This is a genomic window from Stappia sp. (genome assembly GCF_040110915.1).
Taxonomy (GTDB): Bacteria; Pseudomonadota; Alphaproteobacteria; order Rhizobiales; family Stappiaceae; genus Stappia.
This window is the reverse complement of the sequence record NZ_CP157793.1, coordinates 3,490,226-3,512,035: the sequence shown is the minus strand read 5'-3', so window position 1 is coordinate 3,512,035 and position 21,810 is coordinate 3,490,226. Positions and strand designations below refer to the sequence as shown.

Annotated in this window: 19 protein-coding genes; 10 read left to right on the top strand and 9 right to left on the bottom strand. The window is 69.5% G+C overall.

Annotated elements, in window-relative coordinates; all coding sequences use genetic code 11:
* Nucleotides 1–105: 105 nt before the first annotated feature.
* The gene (chrA, locus tag ABL312_RS15635; protein ID WP_349358329.1) at nucleotides 106–1,473 is read right to left on the bottom strand and encodes a chromate efflux transporter; all 1,368 of its coding nucleotides are present in this window, start codon (nucleotides 1,471–1,473) and stop codon (nucleotides 106–108) included.
* A 254-nt stretch (nucleotides 1,474–1,727) separates the two neighbouring features.
* Between chrA and ABL312_RS15630 the strand changes: the two genes are divergently transcribed.
* The 3 genes from ABL312_RS15630 to ABL312_RS15620 all read left to right on the top strand — a co-directional run bounded on the left by ABL312_RS15630 (nucleotide 1,728) and on the right by ABL312_RS15620 (nucleotide 5,111).
* A complete protein-coding gene (locus tag ABL312_RS15630) occupies nucleotides 1,728–2,654 on the top strand; it encodes a DMT family transporter (RefSeq protein ID WP_349358328.1) in 927 nt (308 codons plus the stop codon).
* Nucleotides 2,655–2,871: 217 nt separating this feature from the next.
* Nucleotides 2,872–4,053 (top strand): LacI family DNA-binding transcriptional regulator, encoded by a 1,182-nt coding sequence (locus ABL312_RS15625; protein WP_349358327.1) that lies wholly within the window; start codon nucleotides 2,872–2,874, stop codon nucleotides 4,051–4,053.
* A 149-nt stretch (nucleotides 4,054–4,202) separates the two neighbouring features.
* Nucleotides 4,203–5,111, top strand: a complete 909-nt coding sequence (locus tag ABL312_RS15620; protein WP_349361430.1) for a 2-hydroxyacid dehydrogenase — start codon at nucleotides 4,203–4,205, stop codon at nucleotides 5,109–5,111.
* 303 nt (nucleotides 5,112–5,414) lie between these two features.
* Here ABL312_RS15620 and ABL312_RS15615 read toward each other — a convergent pair whose 3' ends face one another.
* The 3 genes from ABL312_RS15615 to ABL312_RS15605 all read right to left on the bottom strand — a co-directional run bounded on the left by ABL312_RS15615 (nucleotide 5,415) and on the right by ABL312_RS15605 (nucleotide 9,551).
* On the bottom strand, nucleotides 5,415–6,593 hold the full coding sequence (locus ABL312_RS15615) for a pyridoxal phosphate-dependent aminotransferase (RefSeq protein ID WP_349358326.1): 1,179 nt from the start codon (nucleotides 6,591–6,593) through the stop codon (nucleotides 5,415–5,417).
* A 115-nt stretch (nucleotides 6,594–6,708) separates the two neighbouring features.
* The gene (locus ABL312_RS15610; RefSeq protein ID WP_349358325.1) at nucleotides 6,709–7,752 is read right to left on the bottom strand and encodes a thiamine pyrophosphate-dependent enzyme; all 1,044 of its coding nucleotides are present in this window, start codon (nucleotides 7,750–7,752) and stop codon (nucleotides 6,709–6,711) included.
* Nucleotides 7,749–9,551, bottom strand: a complete 1,803-nt coding sequence (locus tag ABL312_RS15605; protein ID WP_349358324.1) for a 2-oxoacid:acceptor oxidoreductase family protein — start codon at nucleotides 9,549–9,551, stop codon at nucleotides 7,749–7,751. Before ABL312_RS15605 ends, ABL312_RS15610 begins: the two co-directional genes overlap by 4 nt.
* Nucleotides 9,552–9,828: 277 nt before the next feature.
* Between ABL312_RS15605 and ABL312_RS15600 the strand changes: the two genes are divergently transcribed.
* The 3 genes from ABL312_RS15600 to ABL312_RS15590 are packed head-to-tail and all read left to right on the top strand — an operon-like array spanning nucleotide 9,829 to nucleotide 12,805.
* Nucleotides 9,829–10,893, top strand: coding sequence for a GTP-binding protein (locus ABL312_RS15600; protein WP_349358323.1), 1,065 nt, complete (start codon nucleotides 9,829–9,831; stop codon nucleotides 10,891–10,893).
* A gap of 6 nt (nucleotides 10,894–10,899) precedes the next feature.
* Nucleotides 10,900–11,874, top strand: a complete 975-nt coding sequence (locus ABL312_RS15595; RefSeq protein WP_349358322.1) for a WD40 repeat domain-containing protein — start codon at nucleotides 10,900–10,902, stop codon at nucleotides 11,872–11,874.
* A 22-nt stretch (nucleotides 11,875–11,896) separates the two neighbouring features.
* Entirely contained in the window at nucleotides 11,897–12,805 is a 909-nt protein-coding gene (locus tag ABL312_RS15590) for a LysR family transcriptional regulator (protein ID WP_349358321.1), read from the top strand.
* Between the two features lie 31 nt (nucleotides 12,806–12,836).
* Here the strand turns inward: ABL312_RS15590 and ABL312_RS15585 are convergent, their stop codons facing one another.
* Entirely contained in the window at nucleotides 12,837–13,913 is a 1,077-nt protein-coding gene (locus ABL312_RS15585; protein WP_349358320.1) for a Glu/Leu/Phe/Val dehydrogenase dimerization domain-containing protein, read from the bottom strand.
* Between the two features lie 384 nt (nucleotides 13,914–14,297).
* Between ABL312_RS15585 and ABL312_RS15580 the strand changes: the two genes are divergently transcribed.
* Together ABL312_RS15580 and ABL312_RS15575 are read left to right on the top strand one after the other, a co-directional pair.
* The gene (locus tag ABL312_RS15580; protein ID WP_349358319.1) at nucleotides 14,298–14,927 is read left to right on the top strand and encodes a DUF1007 family protein; all 630 of its coding nucleotides are present in this window, start codon (nucleotides 14,298–14,300) and stop codon (nucleotides 14,925–14,927) included.
* Nucleotides 14,928–14,938: 11 nt separating this feature from the next.
* On the top strand, nucleotides 14,939–16,063 hold the full coding sequence (locus ABL312_RS15575) for a nickel/cobalt transporter (RefSeq protein ID WP_349358318.1): 1,125 nt from the start codon (nucleotides 14,939–14,941) through the stop codon (nucleotides 16,061–16,063).
* Here ABL312_RS15575 and ABL312_RS15570 read toward each other — a convergent pair.
* From ABL312_RS15570 to nthA, 4 genes are all read right to left on the bottom strand, one after another.
* Entirely contained in the window at nucleotides 16,060–16,974 is a 915-nt protein-coding gene (locus ABL312_RS15570; RefSeq protein WP_349358317.1) for a DMT family transporter, read from the bottom strand. The two genes, ABL312_RS15575 and ABL312_RS15570, sit on opposite strands and share 4 nt — an antisense overlap.
* 265 nt (nucleotides 16,975–17,239) lie before the next feature.
* On the bottom strand, nucleotides 17,240–17,656 hold the full coding sequence (locus tag ABL312_RS15565) for a nitrile hydratase accessory protein (protein ID WP_374730138.1): 417 nt from the start codon (nucleotides 17,654–17,656) through the stop codon (nucleotides 17,240–17,242).
* Nucleotides 17,643–18,302 carry a nitrile hydratase subunit beta gene (gene nthB / locus ABL312_RS15560; RefSeq protein WP_349358316.1) on the bottom strand — a complete coding sequence of 220 codons (660 nt, stop codon included), beginning with the start codon at nucleotides 18,300–18,302 and terminating at the stop codon, nucleotides 17,643–17,645. The genes ABL312_RS15565 and nthB overlap by 14 nt, the downstream gene beginning before the upstream one ends.
* Nucleotides 18,299–19,051: a nitrile hydratase subunit alpha gene (nthA, locus tag ABL312_RS15555; RefSeq protein WP_349358315.1), complete on the bottom strand. Its 753-nt coding sequence runs from the start codon at nucleotides 19,049–19,051 to the stop codon at nucleotides 18,299–18,301. The genes nthB and nthA overlap by 4 nt, the downstream gene beginning before the upstream one ends.
* Before the next feature lie 364 nt (nucleotides 19,052–19,415).
* Here nthA and ABL312_RS15550 point away from each other — a divergent pair, with 364 nt between their 5' ends.
* Together ABL312_RS15550 and ABL312_RS15545 are read left to right on the top strand one after the other, a co-directional pair.
* A complete protein-coding gene (locus ABL312_RS15550; RefSeq protein WP_349358314.1) occupies nucleotides 19,416–20,516 on the top strand; it encodes a TRAP transporter substrate-binding protein in 1,101 nt (366 codons plus the stop codon).
* Between the two features lie 160 nt (nucleotides 20,517–20,676).
* Complete coding sequence (locus ABL312_RS15545) at nucleotides 20,677–21,717, top strand: TRAP transporter small permease subunit (RefSeq protein WP_349358313.1); 1,041 nt, start codon at nucleotides 20,677–20,679, stop codon at nucleotides 21,715–21,717.
* Nucleotides 21,718–21,810: the final 93 nt, after the last annotated feature.

Below are 21,810 nucleotides of genomic sequence, written 5' to 3'. Positions count from 1 at the left end.
CACTGTTTTTGAAGACACTTGTTCTGGCAGGATTCCGGCCCCTGCCGGACATGCCCTTCTGCCGGCTAACGGACGGGCTTTGCAAGCACCGCCACCGGCGGCCCGTCAGCCCGCCACGCCCGAAAGCTTGAGCACGACCCCGGCGAGCGCGGTGACGAGCACCACCTCCGCGACGCCGCGTTTCAGGACGAAGAGCAGCACGGCCGCCAGGCCGGCGAGGCCGGCAATCCAGGGGTCGAGGCTTGCGGGCACCGGCAGCGGGGCGGAAAGGCCTGCGCGCTCCAGCGTTCCGACCTCGCGAAACAGCACGTTGATCGCGAACCAGAGCGACAGGTTGAGGATGGTGCCGACGACGGCGGCCGTGATCGCGGAGAGCATGCGCGACAGCCAGCGCACCTGCTGAATGCGGTCGATATGCGGCGCGCCGGCCAGCACGAACAGGAAGCTGGGGGCAAAGGTGACCCAGGTGGTCATGGCGGCGGCGAGCGTTCCGGCGATCAGCGGATCGAAGGGCGCGGGATCGCGAAAGCCGCCGAGAAAGCCGACGAACTGGGTGACGAGGATCAGCGGCCCCGGCGTCGTCTCGGCAAGGCCGAGACCGTCGAGCATTTCGCCGGGGGCGAGCCAGCCTTGCGTCTCGACGGCGACCTGCGCCATGTAGCTCAAAAGCGCATAGGCGCCGCCGAAACTGACCACCGCCATGGTCGAGAAGAAACCGGCGATGTCGATCAGCACGTGCCGCGGTGAGAGTGCAAGAGCCGCGAGCGCGACCGGAAGCCCCCACAGGAGCAGCGCGATCGCGACCGTGCGCAGACTTGCGCCCAGCCCCGAGCGCCAGCCGCCGCGCGCGCGGCCGTCGGAGTGTGTCGGCGCCGGGTCGGCGTCCGGCGCGGCCTCCAGTTCGGCCTCCGCGCGGGGCGGCGCGGCCAGCCCGAGCGCGCCGGCAAGCCCCGCCGCGACGATCACCATCGGAAAGGGGAGGTCGAACAGAAAGAGCGCCAGAAAGGCCGCGAGGGCGATCGCCCAGGCACCGGCGGAGGTCAGCGCGCGGCGCCCGAGGCGGAGGAGGGCCTGCAGCACGATGGCCAGCACGCCCGCCTTGATGCCGTAGAACAGGCTCGCGACGATCCCGGTGCTTCCCAGCGTCACGTAAAGCAACGACACGGCGAGCATCGCCAGCGCGCCCGGCAGGATGAACAGCAGACCCGAGACCAGCCCGCCGCGCACGCCGGCGACGATCCAGCCGCAATAGGTGGCGAGCTGCTGCGCTTCGGGTCCGGGCAAGAGCATGCAGTAGTTCAATGCGTTGAGAAACCGTGTCTCGCTGACCTTGCCGCCGTCTTCCACGAACTCGCGATGCATCAGCGCGATCTGCGCCGCCGGACCGCCGAAGGACAGCAGACCGATCTTCAGCGACCGGCGGGCGAGCCAGCCCATGTCTGTCGCCGGGACGGTCTTGCGGGACATTGGCATGGTGCGGGCTCCGGGAAGGCGGGGGGGCGGGCGACTCGGGTTGTCCTGAGCGCATAGCCGGTGTGCGTTTCCATGTCATGACATTGACGGCGATCCGCCGCACAGTTTCATTTATAAGACAAATCGATTGTCGTCCGGCCCGCGAAGGTCACCATCTCGCGCACCGGACCCGTCGCGCAATCCGTCGCGGGCCCTATGGGGTCGTCGTCGGGATGCGTTCGCTGGAAAGCCCCTTCATTGGAAAGGCAAAGGCCTTGAGCACACCCGAGACCGTTTCCTCCGCCCAGAGCGCTGCTGCGGCGGAGCGTTTGACCGCGATCGGGCTCTTGTCCTTTGCCGTCTTCTGCTTCGCCGGCCTCGATGCGACCGCGAAATATCTCGCCGCCTCGCTGCCGACCGAGCAGATCGTCTGGGTGCGCTTCGTCAGTCACATCGTCTATGCCGCGCTTCTGTTCCGGATCTGGCGCAGCCCCGAGGTGTTCCGCTCGAAGCGCTGGGGGCTGCAGATCGTGCGCTCCGTGCTTCTGTTGATGACGACCGTTTTCAATTTCCTCGCGGTGCGCCATCTGCAACTCGCCGAAACGGTCTCGATCATGTTCGCCGCGCCCTTCGTGGTGACCGCGCTGGCCGGCCCCTTGCTCAACGAATGGGCGGGTCTGCGGCGGTGGCTTGCAATCATTGTCGGCTTTATCGGCGTGCTCGTGGTGACGCGGCCGGGTCTCGGCGGGTTCCACTGGGCGATGATCCTCTCGATCTGCTCGATGACCTGTTACGCCTTCTACACGATCCTGACGCGCATGCTTGCCCAGACCGATTCGCCGGTGGGCATGCTGTTCCTGTCGGGCGTCGTCGCGGCGGCCGCGATCACGCCCTTCGGCGTCGCGTCGTGGACCACGCCGGACGACATCTGGATCTGGCTGCTGCTCCTGTCGACGGGCGCCTGGGGCGGCCTCGGGCACTTCGCGCTGATCCGCGCGCATGTGCTCAGCCCGGCGCCGGTGCTGGCGCCTTTCATGTACACCCAGATCATCTGGATGACGGGGCTCGGCTTCTTCGTGTTCGGCGATGTGCCGGGCATCTTCACGCTCATTGGCGCCTCGATCATCGTCGGCTCCGGCCTCTATATTCTCTATCGCGAACGAAAGACCGGGCGCGCGGAGCGGCTGGCGCGCGATATCTGACGGCGCGCGCGGCGGTCCGTTCTTCCCCGTGCCCGCGCCATCCCGCGCCATCCCGCACCGGGGACGAAAGCCCGCCGGCCTTGCCGGCAAGAGGCTCCCGCCGGCCTTGCCGGCAAGACGCTCCCGCCGGCCTTGCCGGCAAGACGCTCCCGCCGGCCTTGCCGGCAAGACGTGAATGCGCGACAACTCAATCGATTGAAATCGGAGGCCGCGACCGGTGAGCGACGACCCTCCCCAGGGGGACGATCTTTCCAAGCCGACGGACGCGCGCCCGGCCCCGCCGGAAGACGCGCAGGGTGCGGCCGGAGCAGGGTCGGCGCGGGCGCGCCGGGTGACGCTCGGCGACATGGCCGAGTCGCTCGGCGTCTCGACGGCGACCGTGTCGCTGGCGCTCAGGGATTCGCCGCTCGTCGCCGCGAAGACGCGCAGCCGCATCAAGGCGCATGCGCGCCAGGTCGGCTATATCTACAACCGCTCCGCGGCGGCCCTGCGCACGGCGCGCAGCAACATGGTGGCCGTCGCCGTTCACGACATTCTCAACCCCTATTTCGCGGAAGTCTTCCGGGCGCTCGAGGAGGCCTTGGGCCGGGAAAATCAGGTCGTTCTGATCTGCAATCATCGCGACGATCCCGACCGCCAGCGCAGGTTCATCGACAGCGTGCTGCAGCACCGCATCGACGGGCTGATCCTGTCGGTCGCCGTCGGCACCACGGCGCAGGAGATCGATGCGCTGGCGGAGACGGGCGTGCCCGTCACGCTGATCTGCCGCGACCTCGAGGGCGCGCGCGTGCCGGTGGTGCGCGGCGACGATTTCGCCGGTGGACGTCTGGTCACCGGGCATCTGATCGCGCAAGGGCATCGGCGGATCGCCATGATCGGCGGCCGGCGGGAAAGCTCGGCGGGGCGCGCGCGCGCGGCCGGCTGGCGGGCCGCGCTTGCCGACGCGGGCCTCGATCCGGCGGCGCAGATCGACATTCCCGAAGCCATGACGCAGGCCGATGGCCGGGCCGTCGTGCCGCGGCTTCTTGCAGCGCGCCCGCGCCCGACGGCGCTTTTCGCCTTCAACGACCTGATCGCGCAGGGGCTCTATACGGGCCTGCGGCGCGCGGGGCTGGTGCCCGGGCGGGACATGGCGGTCGCCGGCTACGACGATACGGATGCGGCGGAAGGCTGTTCGCCGGCGCTCACCTCGGTGTGGAACGGGGCGGAGGAGATCGGACGCCGGGCGGCGGAGCTGATCCTGCGCCAGGTGGCGGGAGCGCCGGTTGCGCCGGAGCGCCTGCTGATTGCGCCGCGACTGTGCGTGCGCGACAGCACGCCGCCACCGCCCGCCGGGGAAACGGACAGGCCCGCGACGGCGACGCCGGCGGCTGCGGCCGTGCGGGACCGCCGGTCATGAGACCGCGCGCGCGGACGCATCGGCCGGGACAACAGGAACACCACGAGGGGAGGAGAGAACCAGTGGGACAGGAATCGGGGGCACATGCATCGGAAGCACTTGCGGCGCTTGCGGTCTTCGGCCGGTTGCCGGCCATCGTGCGCGAGACGCTGGCACCGCATTTCATCCTGCACGGCGATGGGGGAGGGCTGGCGGACATGCCCGAGGATCTGCGCGCCCGCGTGCGCGGGATCGCCTGCGGGGCGCATGCGCCACTCGATGCGGCCGCGATCGATCTCTTTCCCGCGCTCGAAATCGTCGCGAGCTTCGGCGTGGGCTACGATTCCGTCGACGCGGCCCATTGCGCGACGCGGGGGATCTGCGTGACCAACACGCCGGACGTCCTCACCGAGGAGGTGGCCGACACCGCCATGGGCCTGCTGCTGATGACGGCCCGGCAATTGTCGGCGGCCGAGCGCTATCTGCGCGCCGGGCGCTGGGTGTCGGAGGGGCCCTATCCGCTGACGCCGGCCACCTTGCGCGGGCGCACGCTCGGCATCCTCGGGCTGGGGCGCATCGGCAAGGCCATCGCCCGGCGGGCGGAGGCTTTCGGGCTTGCCGTGCAGTATCACGGGCGCAGCCGGCAGGCGGATGTCGCCTACCCCTATCACGACACGTTGCTCGCCCTCGCCGAGGCCTGCGACACGCTGATGGTCGTCGCACCGGGCGGCGCGGGGACGCAAGCTCTGGTGAATGCCGAGGTGCTGGAGGCGCTCGGTCCACAGGGACTGGTGATCAACGTGGGGCGCGGCACGGTGATCGACGAGGCGGCGCTCGTCGCCGCGCTGCAGGCCGGCACGATCCATGGCGCCGGGCTCGACGTCTTCGAGGACGAGCCGCATGTGCCGCAGGCCTTGATGGACATGGAGCGCGTTGTGCTGCTGCCGCATGTGGGCTCGGCGTCGGTGCACACGCGAAACGCCATGGGCGAGCTGGTGGCGGACAATCTGATCGGTTGGTTCAGGGATGGCGCGCCGCGCACACCGGTGCCTGAAACCCCTTTTGTTAAGGGTGGTTAACGCCTCTTAACGAAGCGTTAATCCGTTCGGTGCAATTTGAGGCATCCGCGGGCCGCCGCAGCGCAAGGCGGCCTTGGAGCGCGTGAATGGCAACGAGCGCGTGAAAGGATTGACGCAAATGCACCGGATCGCGAGCCGCCTGCCGGCCGTCATCGGCTGGGCGACGATTTCTCTTCTGTTCTTTGGAACCGGCATCGCCGGCGCCTGACGGCGCCGGGGGGGAACCGGTATCACCGGCGCCTGAGCGGCGCCGGAGGGGAACCGGTATCACCGGCGCCTGGGCGGCGCCGGCCAGAGGATCGCTCAGCCGGCGCGCTCGCGCAGGAAGCCGTCCATGCGCTTCAGCGCGCGAGCGATGTTCTCCGCCGAATTGGCGTAGGACAGGCGGATATAGCCCTCGCCCAGAATGCCGAAATCCGGCCCGCCGATCACCGCGACGCCGGCGTCCTCCAGAAGCGCGCCGGCGAGCGCCTTCGCCTTCCAGCCCGTGTCCGCGATATTGGGAAACGCGTAGAAGGCGCCCATCGGCGTCTTCGCCCTGACCCCGGGCAGCGCGTTCAGCCCCTCCACCACCAGCCGGCGCCGGGCGTCGAAGGCGCGCATCATCTCCGCGACCGCGTTCTGCGGGCCGGTGAGCGCGGCGATCCCGGCGTATTGTGCCGGCGCATTGACGCAGGACCAGGCGTTGACGGCGAGCTTGCGGGCCTTGTCGATGAGTTGATCCGGCCACACCGCATAGCCCATCCGCCAGCCGGTCATGGCATAGGTCTTCGACCAGCCGTCCAGCAGGATCACCCGGTCGCGCACCGCCTCGAACTCCAGCAGCGAGCAATGCTCCGCGCCGTCGTAGGTCATCTGGCCGTAGATCTCGTCGGAGAGGATCGCGATGTCGGGACGTGCCTCCAGCCCGGCGACGAGGGCCTCGATCTCGCCGCGCGGCGTGACGCCGCCGGTCGGATTGGCCGGCGAATTGAGGATCACGAGGCGGGTCGCGGGCGTGATCAGCTCGAGCGTTTCCTCCGCCGAAAAGGCGAAGTCGTTCTCCTCGCGGATCGGAACCGGAACGGGCCGCGCGCCGGTGAACTCGATCATCGAGCGGTAGATGGGAAAGCCCGGGTCGGGATAGAGAATGTCGACGCCGGGCTCGCCGAACATCAGGATCGCCATGAACATGGTGACCTTGCCGCCCGGCACGATGACCACATTGTCCGGTGAGACCTCCACCGAAAGCCGCGTGTGCAGATCGGCGGCGACCGCCTCGCGCAGCGGGAGAATGCCGGGCGCAGGCGTATAGCCATGATGACCGTCCCGCAGCGCCTTGACCGCCGCCTCGACGATGTGTTCGGGCGTGCGGAAATCCGGCTGACCGATCCCCAGATTGATGATGTCGCGCCCCTGCGCGGCAAGCTCCGTCGCCCGCGCCAGAACGGCGAAGGCGTTTTCCTCGCCGATGCGCTCGAAGCCCTCGATGGTTTTCAGCATGTGTCCTCCCGCGCGGGATTGTCCGAGGCGCGCCTCCCCATCGGGCGCCGGCCTCCCGCTCCTTCGTCGCCTTTCTATCGCGTCGCGCGCGCTGGTGAAACGGATGGCGTCGCGCTCAGCGCTCGTCCCAGGTCGGGGCGCGGTGCAGGATCGCCGCGAGCGCATCGCGCCGGGCCTGAAGGTCGGGTTCGGGAGGGGGCGTCCCGGGGGCGCCGGGCGTGGCGGCGTGTTCTCCTCCTGCGCCGGGCCCGGCGGCGCCTTTCTTTTTTGCGCCGGGCCCGACGGCGCGGAAGAGGATCCCGCAGGGCTCGGGCAGGTCAGGCGTTGGCAGATCGGCCAGCAGCGTCGCGAGCATGCGGTTGGCCGGGTCGTGCAGCAACGCGTCGCCCGCGTCCATCGTCCCGCCGTCACGCGAAACGACGCTCAGGGCGAGCCGGCGGGGCTCGAGCCTCAGCGCTTTCGATCCGTCGAGGCCGTAGCGCAGGGGCGCGCCCTCGACGAGCGACAGCACGGTGTCCGGCGTGACCGGGCGCGCTGCGTCGGTCGCCTGGCAGGCCCGGCGTACCTCGACGACGGCGCTGCCGCGATGGGCGTGGGCGGCGGCGAGCACTTGAGAAAGGTGGGCCGCGTCGTCTTCACCGGTGCGGGCCACGAAGCCGGCCCCGGCGGCAAGCGCGAGGCGGGCCGGTGTGAGCGCGCTTGCATGCCGCTGATCGAGGGCGGCTGCGCGGGAGGCGCGTGCGGTCCCGATTTGGGGCGATGGCCCCGGGTGCGGCCAGACGCAGCCGGCGTCCGCTCCGGTCAGGACCAGACAGGTCACGTCGAGATCGTGGCGCAGCAGATGGGTGAAGGCGCTCATGCCGGAGCCGAGCGCGTCGTCGGCCTCGCAGATCAGCCAGATATCGAGCCCCGGCGAGACCCGCGCGATGCCGCTTGCCACGGCGGCGGTCGGGCCGGGGACCGAATGCACGCCATAGACGCCCAGGTGACCGGCGAGGCGCGCGGCGCAGCCGGTGCCGCATACGAAGACCGCCGCGTGGGGCGCGATGCCGGCCGCGCTCAGCACGTCTTGCAAGGCGTCGGCGAGCGCGCGGTTGCCGCAGCCGGGGCACCCGTCGACGGTCGCCGGCGTGCCGGGGGCGCGCGTGGCATCGCTCATGCGTAGGCCTCGCCCATGCAGGCGCGCGCGGCCGTCTCGAGATCGATGGCGCGCGGGCTGACGCCCGAGGCCGCCTCCACCGGCACCGCGTCGACCAGACAGGCCGCGCGGATCAGGCCGACAAGCTGGCCCGCGTTGCCTTCGGGCACGAGCACGTGACGGGCCGCGCGCACCAGAGGCGCCAGCCCGCGTGGCAGGGGATGGAGCATTTCCAGGTGAAGATGGGCGGCCGGCACACCGTCGCGCCGCAGCCGCGCGACGGCGGTCGCGATGGTCGCATGGGTGCCGCCCCAGCCGACGAAGAGCACGTCGTCGCCCGGCAGGCCGGCGGCGAGATCCACTTCCGGCTCGCGCTCGGCGATGAGCTGCACCTTGCGGTGGCGCAGGCCGCGCATCCGGGCGTGATTGTCGGGATCGAGGCAGATGGCCCCGCTGGAGGCGTGGCGTTCCAGACCGCCGACGCGATGCGCGCCGCCGGGCGTGCCGGGCACCGCCCAGGGCCGCGCCAGCGTGCGCGGGTCCCGGTCGTAGGGCCGGAAACGCTCCGGCACCGCCTGCGCCGGCGTCGGCGGGCTCGCGGGCGGCAGCTGCGGGATGCGGAAGGGCTCGGCCGCGCGCAGCAGATCCGCCTCGGCCAGCACGATCACCGGCGTCATATGGGCGACCGCCATGCGCACCGCCTCGCGCGCCACCGCGAAGGCATGGGCCGGGCCGCGCGCGGCCAGCACCGGGCACGGCGCGTCGCCGGTGCGCCCGCCGCGCGCCGCCAGAAGATCGCCCTGCGCGCCAAGCGGCGGGATCCCGGCGGACGGGCCGACCTGCTGCGTGTGGACGAGCACCAGCGGCAGTTCGGCGGCGACCGCGAGCCCCAGCCCGTCGCTGGCCGCAGCGAGCCCGGGGCCGCGGGTCGCGACAAGCGCGAGCGCCCCGGCGAAGGCGGCGCCGAAGGCCGCATGGACCGCGGAGGCGACATCCTCGCAGGGCACGAGCCGCAGGCCCGTTTCCCCCGCCAGGGCGGTCAGATGGGCGTGGACGTGCCCGGACCCCGCGCCGTTCGCGGAGCAATAGGCCGGGTCGAGCCCCAGATCCTGCGCGCCGGCGAGAAGGCCGAAGGCGAGCGCCTCGCCGCCGGTGATCATGCGCCAGGTGCCCGGCGCGCGGGGGCCTTGCCCGGGCGTGGACACCGGCGCGGCGCCCGTGGGCCAGGCGACGGGGCCGAGATCGCGCGGTAGCGCAGACATCGCGCCATGGTCGTAGCCGGCCTTGAGCGCGGCAAGCTCGAGCGCGGCACGCTCCGGCGTCGCGTCGGTCCGCGCTTCGAGCCAGGCCTGGGAGCTTGCGGTCTCTAGTCCGTAGAGCCACAGCAGCAGCCCGAGCGCCCAGGCCAGCCGCAGGGTGTCGCCCGCATGGGAGGCGTCCGGGTTGCTCGCAGGAACCATGCGGGCAACCGATCGGCCGGGCACGTCGAGCAGCGCATAGCCGTCGAGCGACGGGTCGCCGGCGGCGCGCACGGCCGCGAGCACATCCCGGTCGATGACGAGCAGGCCGGCGGGCTTCAGCTCCGGCAGATGCCGGGCGAGCGATGGCGCATCGAAGACGGCGAGCGCATCGAGGGTGCGCGCGTCGGACAGCGCCGGCGCCTCGCTGAGGCGCACCTGAAAGGCGGTCGCCGGATCGCGTGGGGCGGTTGAAGCGGCGCCCGAGCCGGAGGCATCCACGCCGAGGCGGCCTGCGATCGTGCGCGCACCGCCGTCGGTTTGCGTCGCGATACGTATGGCCACGGGCTCGCGTTCGCTCATGTCGTCGTCTGTCGCTTCTCGTTCACCGGATCGAGTGCGGACGCTGTCACAGAAGCGGGGCGGGGAAATTGATCTGACGCAACGCCAGCGCGTGGCAATGCTTTGCCAAATGCCGCGAATGCCTGTAGTCGGAGCGCGAAGAGACCCCATATCCGGGGAAGGCGACGGGCCGGGTGCCCCTTTCGCGCGCTGCGGCGCAATCGACCGGACGCATCGACACGGGCCGCAGTTTTCGGTCACCCTGTCGGTCAACCTTGCACAAGCTCAGGCGAGACCCATGACGCTATCCACCGACGACAAGACCCCCGTCACCGTGCTGACCGGCTACCTCGGCGCGGGCAAGACGACGCTGCTCAACCGGATCCTGAGCGAGAACCACGGCGTGCGCTACGCGGTGATCGTCAATGAATTCGGCGAGATCGGCATCGACAACGACCTCCTCGTGGAGTCCGACGAGGAAATCTTCGAGATGAACAACGGCTGCATCTGCTGCACCGTGCGCGGCGACCTGATCCGCACGGTGGAGAACCTGATGAAGCGCAAGGGGACTTTCGACGCCATCGTCGTCGAGACGACCGGCGTGGCCGATCCCGCGCCGGTCGCCCAGACCTTCTTCATGGACGAGGACGTGCGCGCCAAGGCGAAGCTCGACGCGGTGGTGGCCGTCGTCGACTGCCGGCACGTGCTGCAGAGGCTTGCCGACACCACCGAGGCGCAGGACCAGATCGCCTTCGCCGACGTGATCCTGCTCAACAAGACCGATCTCGTCACGACCGCGGAACTCACGGCCGTGGAAGCCCGCATCCAGGAGATCAACCCCTACGCCCGGCTGCAGCGCGCCGAGCGCTGCGCCGTGCCGCTCGACACGGTGCTCAACCGCGGGGCCTTCGATCTGGAACGCATCCTGTCGCTCGATCCGCATTTCCTGGAAGAGGCGGAGCACACGCACGAATGCGGGCCGGACTGCGACCACGACCACGATCATCACGGGCACGATCACGACCATCACCACGATCACGGGCATCACGGCCACGGCCACGACGACCCGCATTCGGTGAAGAGCGTGTCGATGACGGCCGGCGAACTCGACCCGCAGCTGTTCTTCCAGTGGATCGGCAACGTCAGCCAGATCCAGGGGCCGAACATCCTGCGGCTGAAGGGCATCATGGCCTTCAAGGACGATCCGCAGCGCTACGTGGTGCAGGGCGTTCACATGATCCTGGAAGGCGATCACCAGCGCGACTGGAAGGACGGCGAGGCGCGCGAAAGCCGGCTCGTGGTGATCGGCCGGGAGCTCGATTTCGAGGCGATCGAGACCGGCTTCAAGGCCTGCGAGGCCTGACGCGCGATGGTGACGCTTGCTCCGCATGACACCGGCAGCTTCGTGGTTGCCGCGACCTTCCTGCGCGACCGGCCGGCCTTCGCGCTCGGCGACGGCACCGTGCTGCTGCTCGGCGAGGAAGGCGAACGCCGCATTCAGGTGCATCGCGGCGGGCTGCTCGCGGCCGCGCGCATGCGCGACGGCGGCGCGCTCGTCTCGGGCGGCGACGACGGTCAGGTGATGTTCACCGCCGCCGACGGCTCGGTGACGCAACTGGCCGAGCTGCCGCGCAAGTGGATCGACATCGTCGCGACGGGGCCGCAGGACGCGGTCGCCTTCGCCGCCGGGCGCACGGCGGTGGTGCGTCTGGCCTCGGGCGAATTGCGCGAGTTTCCGCAGGCCCGCGCCGTCGGCGGCCTCGCCTTCGCGCCCAAGGGGTTGCGGCTGGCGGTCGCGCGTTACGACGGCGCGACGCTCTACTGGGTCAACACCAACGCGCCCGAACAGGCGCTTGCCTGGAAGGGCGCGCATACCGGCGCGACCTTCTCGCCGGACGGCAAGTATCTCGTCACCACCATGCAGGAAAACGCCCTGCACGGCTGGCGTCTCGCCGACGGGCAGGACATGCGCATGACCGGTTACCCGTCCAAGGTGAAGGCCACCGACTGGTCGGCGAAGGGGCGCTATCTGGCCACCTCCGGCGCCAATGCCGCGATCCTGTGGCCGTTCTTCGGCAAGACAGGGCCGATGGGCCAGCAACCGCTGCAGCTCGGAGCCCGGGGCGATCAGATCGTTACGGCCCTTGCCTGTCATCCGGGCGAGGAGGTGATGGCGATCGGCTATCAGGACGGGATGGTGCTGGGCGTGCGCTTCGCCGACACTCAGGAAGCGGTGATGCGGCGCCCGGGCGAGGGGCCCGTGACCGCGCTCAGCTGGGATGCCGGTGGCACGCGCCTCGTCTTCGGCACGGAAACGGGGGCGGCGGGCGTCATCGCGCTGTAGGAACGCCGCCCGGGGAGAGATCATGGACACGCTGAGCCGGATGCGCTGCTTCTTGAAGGTGGTCGATGCGGGGGGCTTTTCGGCCGCCGCGCGCGAGCTCGGCCGGTCCAAGGCGCTCGTCTCCAAATACGTCGGCGATCTGGAGGACGAACTCGGCGCGCGGCTGCTGAACCGCACCACGCGGCAGATCTCGATGACCGAGGTGGGGCACGCCTTCTACAAGGAAGCGAGCGACATCCTGACCCGCATCGACGACCTGAAGGCCTCGGTGCAGAACACCCATCAGGCGGCGCGCGGCACCTTGCGGATTTCCGCGCCGCGCTCCATGGGCGACGATTTCATCAATCCGGCGATCATGGCCTTTCTGGTGGCGGAGCCGGAGATCTCCATCGACCTCAGGCTCGAGGACCGTTTCGTCGATCTGGTGGAGGAAGGCTTCGACGCCGCGATCCGCGTGTCGGAGATGACCGACTCCAGCCTGATCGCGCGCAAGCTCGCCTCGTTCCGCGCCACCGTCTGCGCCTCGCCGGAGGCGATCGCGCGGCTCGGCACGCCCCGTCATCCGCAGGATCTGGCGAGCCTGCCCTGCATCATCGACAACAACTACCGCTATCGGAACAACTGGCAGTTCCAGGTGGACGGCGCGCGCCTCGGTGTCGCGGTCAAGGGGCGGGTCGAGGTCAACAGCGCACAGGCCGCGCGCCTCGCCGCCCGCGAGGGGCTCGGCTTTCTGCGCACGCCGCATATCTTCGTCCACCGCGACGTCGTCGCCGGCCGTCTGGTGGAGGTGCTGGAGTCCTTCCACCCCGAGGCCCAGGCCGTGCATGTCGTCTATCCGCACCGGCGGCATCTGTCGGGCAAGGTGCGCGCCTTCGTGGATTTCCTCTCCGCCTGGTTCGCCGACAAGCGCAAGCGCGGCGAGATCTGCTGAGCGTGCCTGCGCCGTCCTTTTCCAATGCGCCTCACGCGGCGGCGAGACGTTCCTCCGCCATCGCGTCGGCGACCGCCTGGGTCGGCTGCTTCAGCGCCTCGGCGCGCTGGAAGATATGCGCCAGCGTCTGGCCGATGGCGATCACCTTGTCGCGCACGGCCGTGTCGTCTCCGCCGGGGCGCGCGAGCGCGATGGAGATCGCGCCACCGGCGTTGATCGCGTAGTCGGGCGCATAAAGGATCCCGCGGGCGGCGAGTGCGGCGTCGTGCCGGGCCTCGGCCAGCTGGTTGTTGGCCGCCCCGGCCACGATCGGTGCGCCGAGTTCGGGGATCGTCCCGTCGTTGAGCACCGCGCCGAGCGCGCAGGGCGCGAAGACATCGGCGCCTTGCGCATGGGCGGCCTCGGGGGCGACGACGGTCGCGCCGAATTCGGCAACCGCGCGCTCCACCGACGGAGCGTGGAGATCGGCGACGATCAGCGTCGCGCCGGCCTCGTGCAGCAGGCGCGCGACGCCCATGCCGACGTGGCCGAGGCCCTGCACGCAAACCCTGCGCCCCTCCAGGCTGTCCGAGCCGAAGCGATGCATCAGCGCCGCCTTGATGCCGACGAAGATGCCGAGCGCGGTGTAGGGCGAGGGATCGCCCAGGCCGGTGGCCCTCGTGCCGCGCACATGCGGCGTCACGCCGGCGACGATCTCCATGTCCGCATCCGACACGCCGACGTCCTCGGCGGTGATATAGGTGCCGCCGAGCCGGTCGACCTGGCGTCCGAAGGCGGCGAGCAGTTCCGGCGTCTTGTCCTTGCGCGGATCGGCGATGATCACCGCCTTGCCGCCGCCGAGGTCGAGACCGGCGAGCGCGTTCTTGTAGGTCATGCCGCGCGACAGGCGCAGCGCGTCGGTGAGCGCGTCCGCGTCATCGGCATAGGCCCACACGCGGCATCCGCCGAGCGCCGGGCCGAGCCGTGTGCTATGGACGGCGATCACGGTCTTGAGGCCCGTGGCCGCATCGAAACCCTGCAAGATCTGCTCGTGGGCGTCGAATTCGGGATGGTCGAACACGCAAGCCGCGCCCGTCGTCAGCTCGCGTTTGGTCAGCGGCGCGTTCATCGCAAGTCTCCCTTCGCTCTTCGGACCGTCCGGCGCCCGGCCGGGCCACGCCGGCCCGTCGTCCGCGGTTCAGTCAGCCTGAGAGGAAGATATGCGCATGAATTTGCGGAAATGCGCCCTTTTCTCTTCGGTCAATCCCGCGCTTTCGGGCAGACTCAACCCTTCATGGCCTTGATTGCGGAAAATACTTCCCCCGAGGCATGATGCGCTGCAAAAGGTCGCGCCCTCTGCCTTGCTCTTGCCGACAATTGGTTCGATAACCGGCGGTGACTCGGAACCGGAGGCTGAATGCTCGCGCCCGCAGACACGCACACACCCGCATACCCGGATACACCCGCGCATCCGCGACCGGGCGCAGGGCGCATCTGGCGTCGATGGGCGGTGATGCTGGGACTCGTCGTCCTGACGGCGACGCAGGCCTCGGCACATCCGCATGTCTTCGTGGAAGCGCGCGCCGAGGTCGTCTTCGACGATCAGGGCCGGGTGTCGGCGGTGCGCCACGTGTGGCGCTTCGACGAGGCCTTCACCGCCTTCGCGGTGCAGGGGCTCGACGCCAACGGCGATGGCGAGCTGTCGCGCGAGGAATTGCAGCCGCTCGCCCAGGTCAATGTGGAGTCGCTCGCCGAGTACGACTTCTTCACCTTCCTCCATCAGGGCGACGATGCGGTGGGTTTTGCCGAGCCCCAGGAATACTGGCTCGATTTCTACGGCGGCCGTCTCACGCTGTTCTACACGCTGCCGCTTCAGGCGCCGCGCATCGTCGACGCCACGACGCTGACGCTCGACGTCTACGATCCGACCTATTTTGTCGCCTTCGAGATGACGCAGGACACGCCCTTCGCCATGGTCGACGCGCCGGCGACCTGCACGCTGGATTTCACGCCGCCGCCGGAACTCGATCCGCTGACGGCCACCACGCTCGCCGGCATCCCGGCCAGCGAACGCGATCTCGCGCCGGAATTGCTCGAGGTGACGGAAACCCTCTCCAATTCGGCCACGATCGGATGCAGATAGACGGTCGGAAGATGCACAGCCTGTCTCGTTCCACGGCCGTGGCGGCCGGTCTCGCCACTCTTGCGCTCGTGACGCTCCATCTAGGGACCGGGGCGGCCGCGCCGTCGCCCTTCGGCGTCGGCCTGCCGGAACAGACGCTCACTCCGTCCGGGCCGCTCGCCGGCTTCTTCGCCTGGGTCGCGGCGCAGCAGACCGCCTTCTATGCGGCGCTGACGGCGGCGATCAAGGAGATGAAGGCCGATGGCACCGCGGGCTGGTGGCTGATGGCGCTTTCCTTCGCCTATGGCGTCTTTCATGCTGCGGGGCCGGGCCACGGCAAGGCGGTGATCTCGTCCTATGTGCTGGCCAATGGCGAAACGCTGAAGCGCGGGATCGCGCTGTCCTTCGCCTCCGCCTTCGCGCAGGCCGTGACCGCCATCGTGCTGATCGGCGTCGCCTCCGTGCTGCTGCGGATGACGTCGATCGCGATCACCGAGACCACGCGCTGGTTCGAACTGGGCTCCTATTTCGCGGTGATGCTGCTCGGCGTCTACCTCGTGTGGCGCAAGATCCTGCGCCCGCTGATGCCCGTCCGCCGCCCGGTGGCGCTGGGCGCGCAGGCCGTCATGATCACGCCCGACTGCGATCAGGCCGCGCAGGCCTCCCACGCGCACGACCATCACCACCACGATCATCATCCCCACGGCCACCACCATCACCATCATGATCACGCGCCGCACGCCCATGCGTCCCATGCCCATGCCCACGTAGGCGACGTCTGCTCCAGCTGCGGTCATGTCCATGCGCCGCCGCCGGAAATGCTGTCGGGGCCGTTTTCGCTGGCGCGCGCCTGGTCGGTGATCCTCGCCGTGGGCCTTCGGCCCTGCACGGGCGCGCTGGTGGTCCTGGTCTTCGCGATCTCGCAAGGGCTGATGCTCGCCGGCGTGGCGGCCACCTTTGCCATGGCGCTCGGCACGGGCATGACCGTGTCGGTGCTGGCGATGCTCGCGGTCACGGCCAAGAGCGCGGCGTTGAAGGTGACGGGCGCGCAGAGCGCCGTTCTGGTTCACCGGGTCGTGGAGGGGCTCGGTGCGATCCTGGTCCTGCTGCTCGGGACCAGCCTCTTTGTCGCCGCGCTGGGCTGGGGCTCGCTTTAGGCCGACTCCGCCGCGCGGGCGCGCCGGGCCGCGATCTGCTCGCGGTGGATCACATAGAGCCCCGCGCCGACGGTCAGTGCGATGCCGGCGCTCGCCATGGCGTCGGGCAGGTCGCGGAAGATCATCCAGCCGATCACGGTGGCGAAGGGGATTTCCAGATATTGCATCGGTGCCAGGGTGGCTGCCGGCGCCAGCCGCAACGACCAGGTCATCAGCAGATGCGCGAGCGTGCCGAGCACGCCGACGGCCACCAGCAGAAGGGTTTCCGTCGACGTGGTCGCCACGATCCGCAGATCGGGGATGTCCAGATTCCAGCCGACCAGCAGCGCGGCGGCGAGGATCGGCGTGGCGAGAAGTCCGCTCACCGCCTGCAGGGCGATCGGGTCCGCCGCCTTCGCCACGTGCCGCGTCACCAGCATGAACAGCGAAAAGGCGACCGCCACCACCAGCGGCAGAAGCGCGGGCGTGCCGACCTCCGCGTAGTTCGGCCGGATCACCAGCAGCGTGCCGACGAAGCCGACCACGCAGGCCATCAGCCGATAGGGGCCGACCTGCTCGCCGAGCACGAAGCGGCCGAGCAGCAGCATCAGGAACGGCATCACGAAGGCGATGGCGATCGCATCGGCGAGCGGCAGGAAGCGCAGCGAGGCGAACATCGCCGCAATGCCGACGATATGCAGCAGCGTGCGCAGCACGGTCAGGCGCAGCACGCGCGGGGTGAGGCGCAGCGAGATGCGGGTCGCCAGCGCCAGCGGCACGAGGATCGCCGCCTGCAGGGCGAAGCGCACCAGCAGCAGATGGCCAAGGGGCACGCTGTCGCCGAGGATCTTGGCAAGGGAGTCGCCGAGCGGGGCGAGCACGCAAAAGCCGATCATCAGCGCCATGCCGGGAAGAGGGCGGTCGGCGATCATGGATCGGTCATAGGCGAGCGGCGCGCGGAAGGGAAGCGCCCGTCTCGCATTTTGCGTGTGGTGCGGTTGCAATTTCCCGCGCCATTGTCCGCGCCGATGCCCGCGCCGATGCCCGCGCCGGCCGCTGCCCGTCGTGCGAGCGCAGCCCCGCCGCTTTCGGGCACGCCTCGTCCCGGCGATGCCGGAGCGTCGGAGCGCCGGGGCGGCATGGCGCGTGGTCCGGCCGGACTTCGGAGCCGTGTGGGAGCCGGTGTGCGCGGAGCGCTCAGGCCTTGCCGGCCGGCTGCCGGTCGCGGCCGAGTTCGATCGGTTCGCCATGCGGGGTGGCGGCGGCGGCCCGGTGCCAGGCCGCGCGGCGGGCCTCGAGCCCCCGGGACGTGGTCACCTTGCGCTCGGTCACCATCCGCTCCAGCGCGGCGAGCCAGTGGCGGTAGTAGCTGTCGCCGAGATCGGGATCGCCGGCGGCCTGCGCGGCGGCGATTTCCCGCGACAGGGTTTCGGCCCATTCCGGCCAGGTGAACAGCCCGCGCGCGTGCAGGTCCACGACCAGCGCGAAGGCCCGCGCCTCCCATGGCTCGCGGAACACCGGCGCGCCGCCGTCGCGCGGCAGGTCGGAAAACAGGGCCTCGGGCGGTGTGGCGCCGGTGGTGTCGGGGCAGGTCTTGTCGTCAGGCGAGGTCAAGATAGGGCTCCCAGAGATCGACGCGCAGGACGAGGTCGGGCGCGGCATCCTCGCCCCAGATCTCGCGGCCGTCGAAGGCGACGCCATAGAGCCAGGCCGGCTGTTCCCCCGCGCCGGCCGCGTTGCTGTCGGGAAAGACATGGACCCCGTGCACCGCCTCGATGGTGCCGGCGTGGCCGCGACAATAGCGGGGGATGCGGGTGTGGCCGGTCGGATGCATCTGCCGGGCGCGCACGCGGTCGCCGACCCGGTAGCGCGCGGGTTGCGTGACCTCGCGCTGCGTGGGGCCGCCCCGGCGCAGCGTTTCGGCGACGCGATCCGCGGTGAGCACGCGCGCGACCGGGCGGCTGTCGCGCAAGGCCCGGCCCGCCGCGATCTCCTCGGCGCTCACCAGGCCGCGCTCCTCCAAGAGGCGGATCAGCCCGGCCGTCCAGATCTCGTAGTAGCTTGACGTCAGATAGACCGGCGGTGGCAGGCTTTCGCGGGCGAAGCGGGCCATGTCGATGGTCCATTCGCCGGTCGCGCCCATCGCCAGCGTGATGGCGAAGGCCCGCTTTTCCCAATCGTCGTGAAACACGGGATGCACGGGCTCCGGCAGAATGGCGCCGAAGCCCATCATCCCGCCGAGATCCTGCGCGCCGTTCATGGGTGCACCGCGTCGGGCGCATCCGGCGCGAGCGCCAGGCCGGTGCCGATCATGCTGTCCCGGGTGACGAGGCGGGCCAGTTCCGCCTCGCTCCAGCCCTCGGTGCCCTCGGGCCGCATGGGGATCACCAGATAGCGGATCTCGGCGGTGGAATCCCACACCCTGATGCGGGTCGCCTCTGGCAGCGCGACGCCGAAGTCGGCGAGCACGCCGCGTGGGTCGCGCACGGCGCGGGAGCGGTAGGGCGCCGACTTGTACCACACCGGCGGCAGCCCCAGCACGGGCCACGGATAACAGGAGCACAGGGTGCACACGACCATGTTGTGCTCCTCCGGCGTGTTCCAGACCGCAACCATATGCTCGCCCTGGCGTCCGACATAGCCGAGCGCGTGGATCGCCGCGCTGGCGTCCCGGCGCAGCCAGTCGGCAAAGTCCGGATCGCTCCAGGCCCGGGCGACCACATGAGCGCCGTTGTGCGGGCCGACATGGGTCTCATAGGTTTCGATCAGCACGTCGAGCGCGGCCGGATCGACATAGCCCTTTTCAACCAGGATGGACTCCAGCGCGCGCACCCGCGCCTCCGTCTCGGACAGATGCGAGCCGTGCCCGTCGTCGTGCCCGTGCGCATGGTTGTGCGCATGGCTGTGCGCATGGCTGTGCGCATGGGTTTGCGCATGAGGGTCGCGGTCCGGCGGAGTGCCCGGCGGACGGTGGCTTTCGGGTCCGGAGGCGTCGTGCTCGCGCGTCATGCGGTGTCTCCTGTCGGATGGGTCCCTGCCGGGACTTCGCGGGGGTTTCCGCCGGTGTGCACCGCGTTCCCTGGCGGATTTATCTGCGCCGAGCGCTGGCACGGCCCGTCTCACCCCGGAACGAACGCGCGGTGCGTGCCGCGCGCGGAAGGTCAGCGTCAAAACGCCGCGTGACGCAGGGTCGCGAGTGGTTAAAAATATTTCCCACTTGCAAACGCATCCACTTGTGTCGCGTCTCGACATGAGCTTTATATCATACGCAGAGTGCCGGATAGGTTGAAGGCGCTTTCGAGGATGTGCAACGCTGATCGAGCGGATCGTTGTTGCCGCAGCATTTTGAACAGTTCTCTGTGGGAGGAGAAACATGGATCGCCGTTCGTTTCTGAAAAACGCGGGTCTTGGCGCGGGCGCCGCCGCCGCCGCCACGACGCTCGCCGCGCCGGCCATCGCGCAGTCGACCACCGAGATGGTGATCGTCTCGACCTGGCCGCGCGACTTTCCGGGCCTCGGCACGAGCGCCCAGCGTCTGGCGCGCCGCATCGGCGAGCTGACCGAGGGGCGGATCAACGTCCAGTATTTCGCGGCCGGCGAGCGTGTCGGTGCTTTCGACTCCTTCGATGAAGTCGCCTCGGGCAATGCGCAGGCCTACATCGGTGTCGATTACTACTGGAAGGGCAAGCATCCGGCGTGGGCCTATTTCGGAGCCGTGCCCTTCGGCCTCACCTATCCGGAGATGGATGCCTGGATCAAGTTCGGCGGCGGTCAGGAGCTGTGGGACGAACTGGCCGACGACTATGGCCTGAAGAACTTCGCCGCCGGCAACACCGGCGTGCAGATGGGCGGCTGGTTCAACAAGGAGATCGAGACGGTCGACGACCTCAAGGGTCTCAAGATGCGCATCCCGGGCCTCGGCGGCGACGTGATGGCCAAGCTCGGCGTCTCGCCCGTGTCGCTTCCCGGCGGCCAGATCTACGAGAACCTGGTATCCGGCGCGGTCGATGCGACGGAGTGGGTCGGCCCGTACAACGACTACTTCATGAAGTTCTACGAGGCCGCGAAGTACTACTACTATCCGGGCATGCACGAGCCGGGCTCGCAGCTCTCGATGGGCATCAACAAGTCCTGGTGGAGCACCCTGTCGCCGGCCGACCAGGGCATCATCGAGGCCCTGTGCATGATGGAAAACTCCATGCAGATGGCCGAGACGAACGCCAAGAACGGCGAGTATCTCGACCGGCTGATCAACGAGCACGGCGTCGAGCTGCGCCGCTTCAACGAAGAAATCTACGATGCCTTCGGGGAAGCCTCCGAGGAGGTGTTCGAGGAGACGATCCAGCACAGCGATCTGGCCGCCCGCGTTCACGAGAGCTTCGTCAAGGCGCGCTCCGAGATCGGGCGCTGGATGCTTCTGGCCGACACCGGCTACACCACGCAGCGCAACCGCGTGCTGGGCATCGAAGTCTGACGGTCCGGCCGTTCGCCGCGGATCGCAGCAGGGACGGGGCCGCGCGCCCCGTCCCCATCGCGCTTGTGACCGACGTTAAGATCCGGCGCAGGACGAAGATCGGCGATCCCGCGGCAACGACGTATCTTCCTCGAACTGTCTTCCAAGGGGCATCTCCGACATGACGTCCTCTGCCGGGGCTTCCGGATCCGCGTCGGGCTTTGCCGAGGCGGCGACGGGCCGCTCGAACGCCGGTGCCGTCGTCACCCGCCTGTTCGGCTGGATCATGCTCGCCGTCATGGCGGCTTTCGTCTTCAACAACTATCTCACCTACTGGCAGGATTTTCCGGGCGTGGCGCCGCTCTTCGGAGGCGCCGCCAACGGCGACCCGAACACCATGCTCTCGCTCGCGCAGGTCGGGATCTACGGCATCCTGGCCGCGCTGGCCGCGGCTTACGTGCTGCGCGATCCCGGACAGGCGCTTCGGGCGGACAGCCGGCGCATCGTCGCGATCAACAGCTTCCTGATCCGCGGCGCCTTCTTCGCGGTGCTGATCGTCGGGCTGAGCGATGCGGTGATCTCCTATCTGCGGGTCGAGGGCATGCTCGAGGGGCTGGTCGGCGAGGCGATGGCGACCGATCTCGGCCGCTCCCAGTTTCGCGGCCCCTATGTGCACATGCCGCTGATCGCCCTGTCCTTCGTGCTGGCCGCCTTCACCCGCACCATCGGCTTCATGTGGCTGGCGCTGCTCGTGGTGGCGGCGGAGTTCCTGATCGTGATCGGGCGCTTCATCTTTTCCTACGAGCAGGCCTTCATGGCCGACCTGGTGCGCTTCTGGTACGCGGCGCTGTTCCTCTTCGCCAGCGCCTACACGCTGTGGGACGAGGGGCACGTGCGCGTCGACGTCTTCTTCGCCGCCATGTCCGCGCGGACGAAGGGGCTGGTGAACGCGGTCGGCTCGCTGCTCATGGGGATCGTGCTGTGCTGGACGATCCTCATCATCGGACTTGGCGGCAAGCAGAACGCCATCAACGCGCCGATGCTCTCCTATGAAACGACGCAGGCCGGTTTCGGCCTCTATGTGAAGTATCTGATGGCCGGCTTTCTCGGCGTCTTCGCCGTGTCGATGCTGATCATGTTCACGGCCTATCTGCTGGAGGCCGTCGCCGACATTCGCGAAGAACCGGGCGGGCGCGACGTGGCGTCCAGCGCGGCGCACTGAACCACTCCGGTCGGGGAGCGGCCGCCTGGCCGTTCCGACACGTTCTAGCCTGGGCCGGGCCCTGCACCGCCGATACCGCGCGCAGTCGCCCGA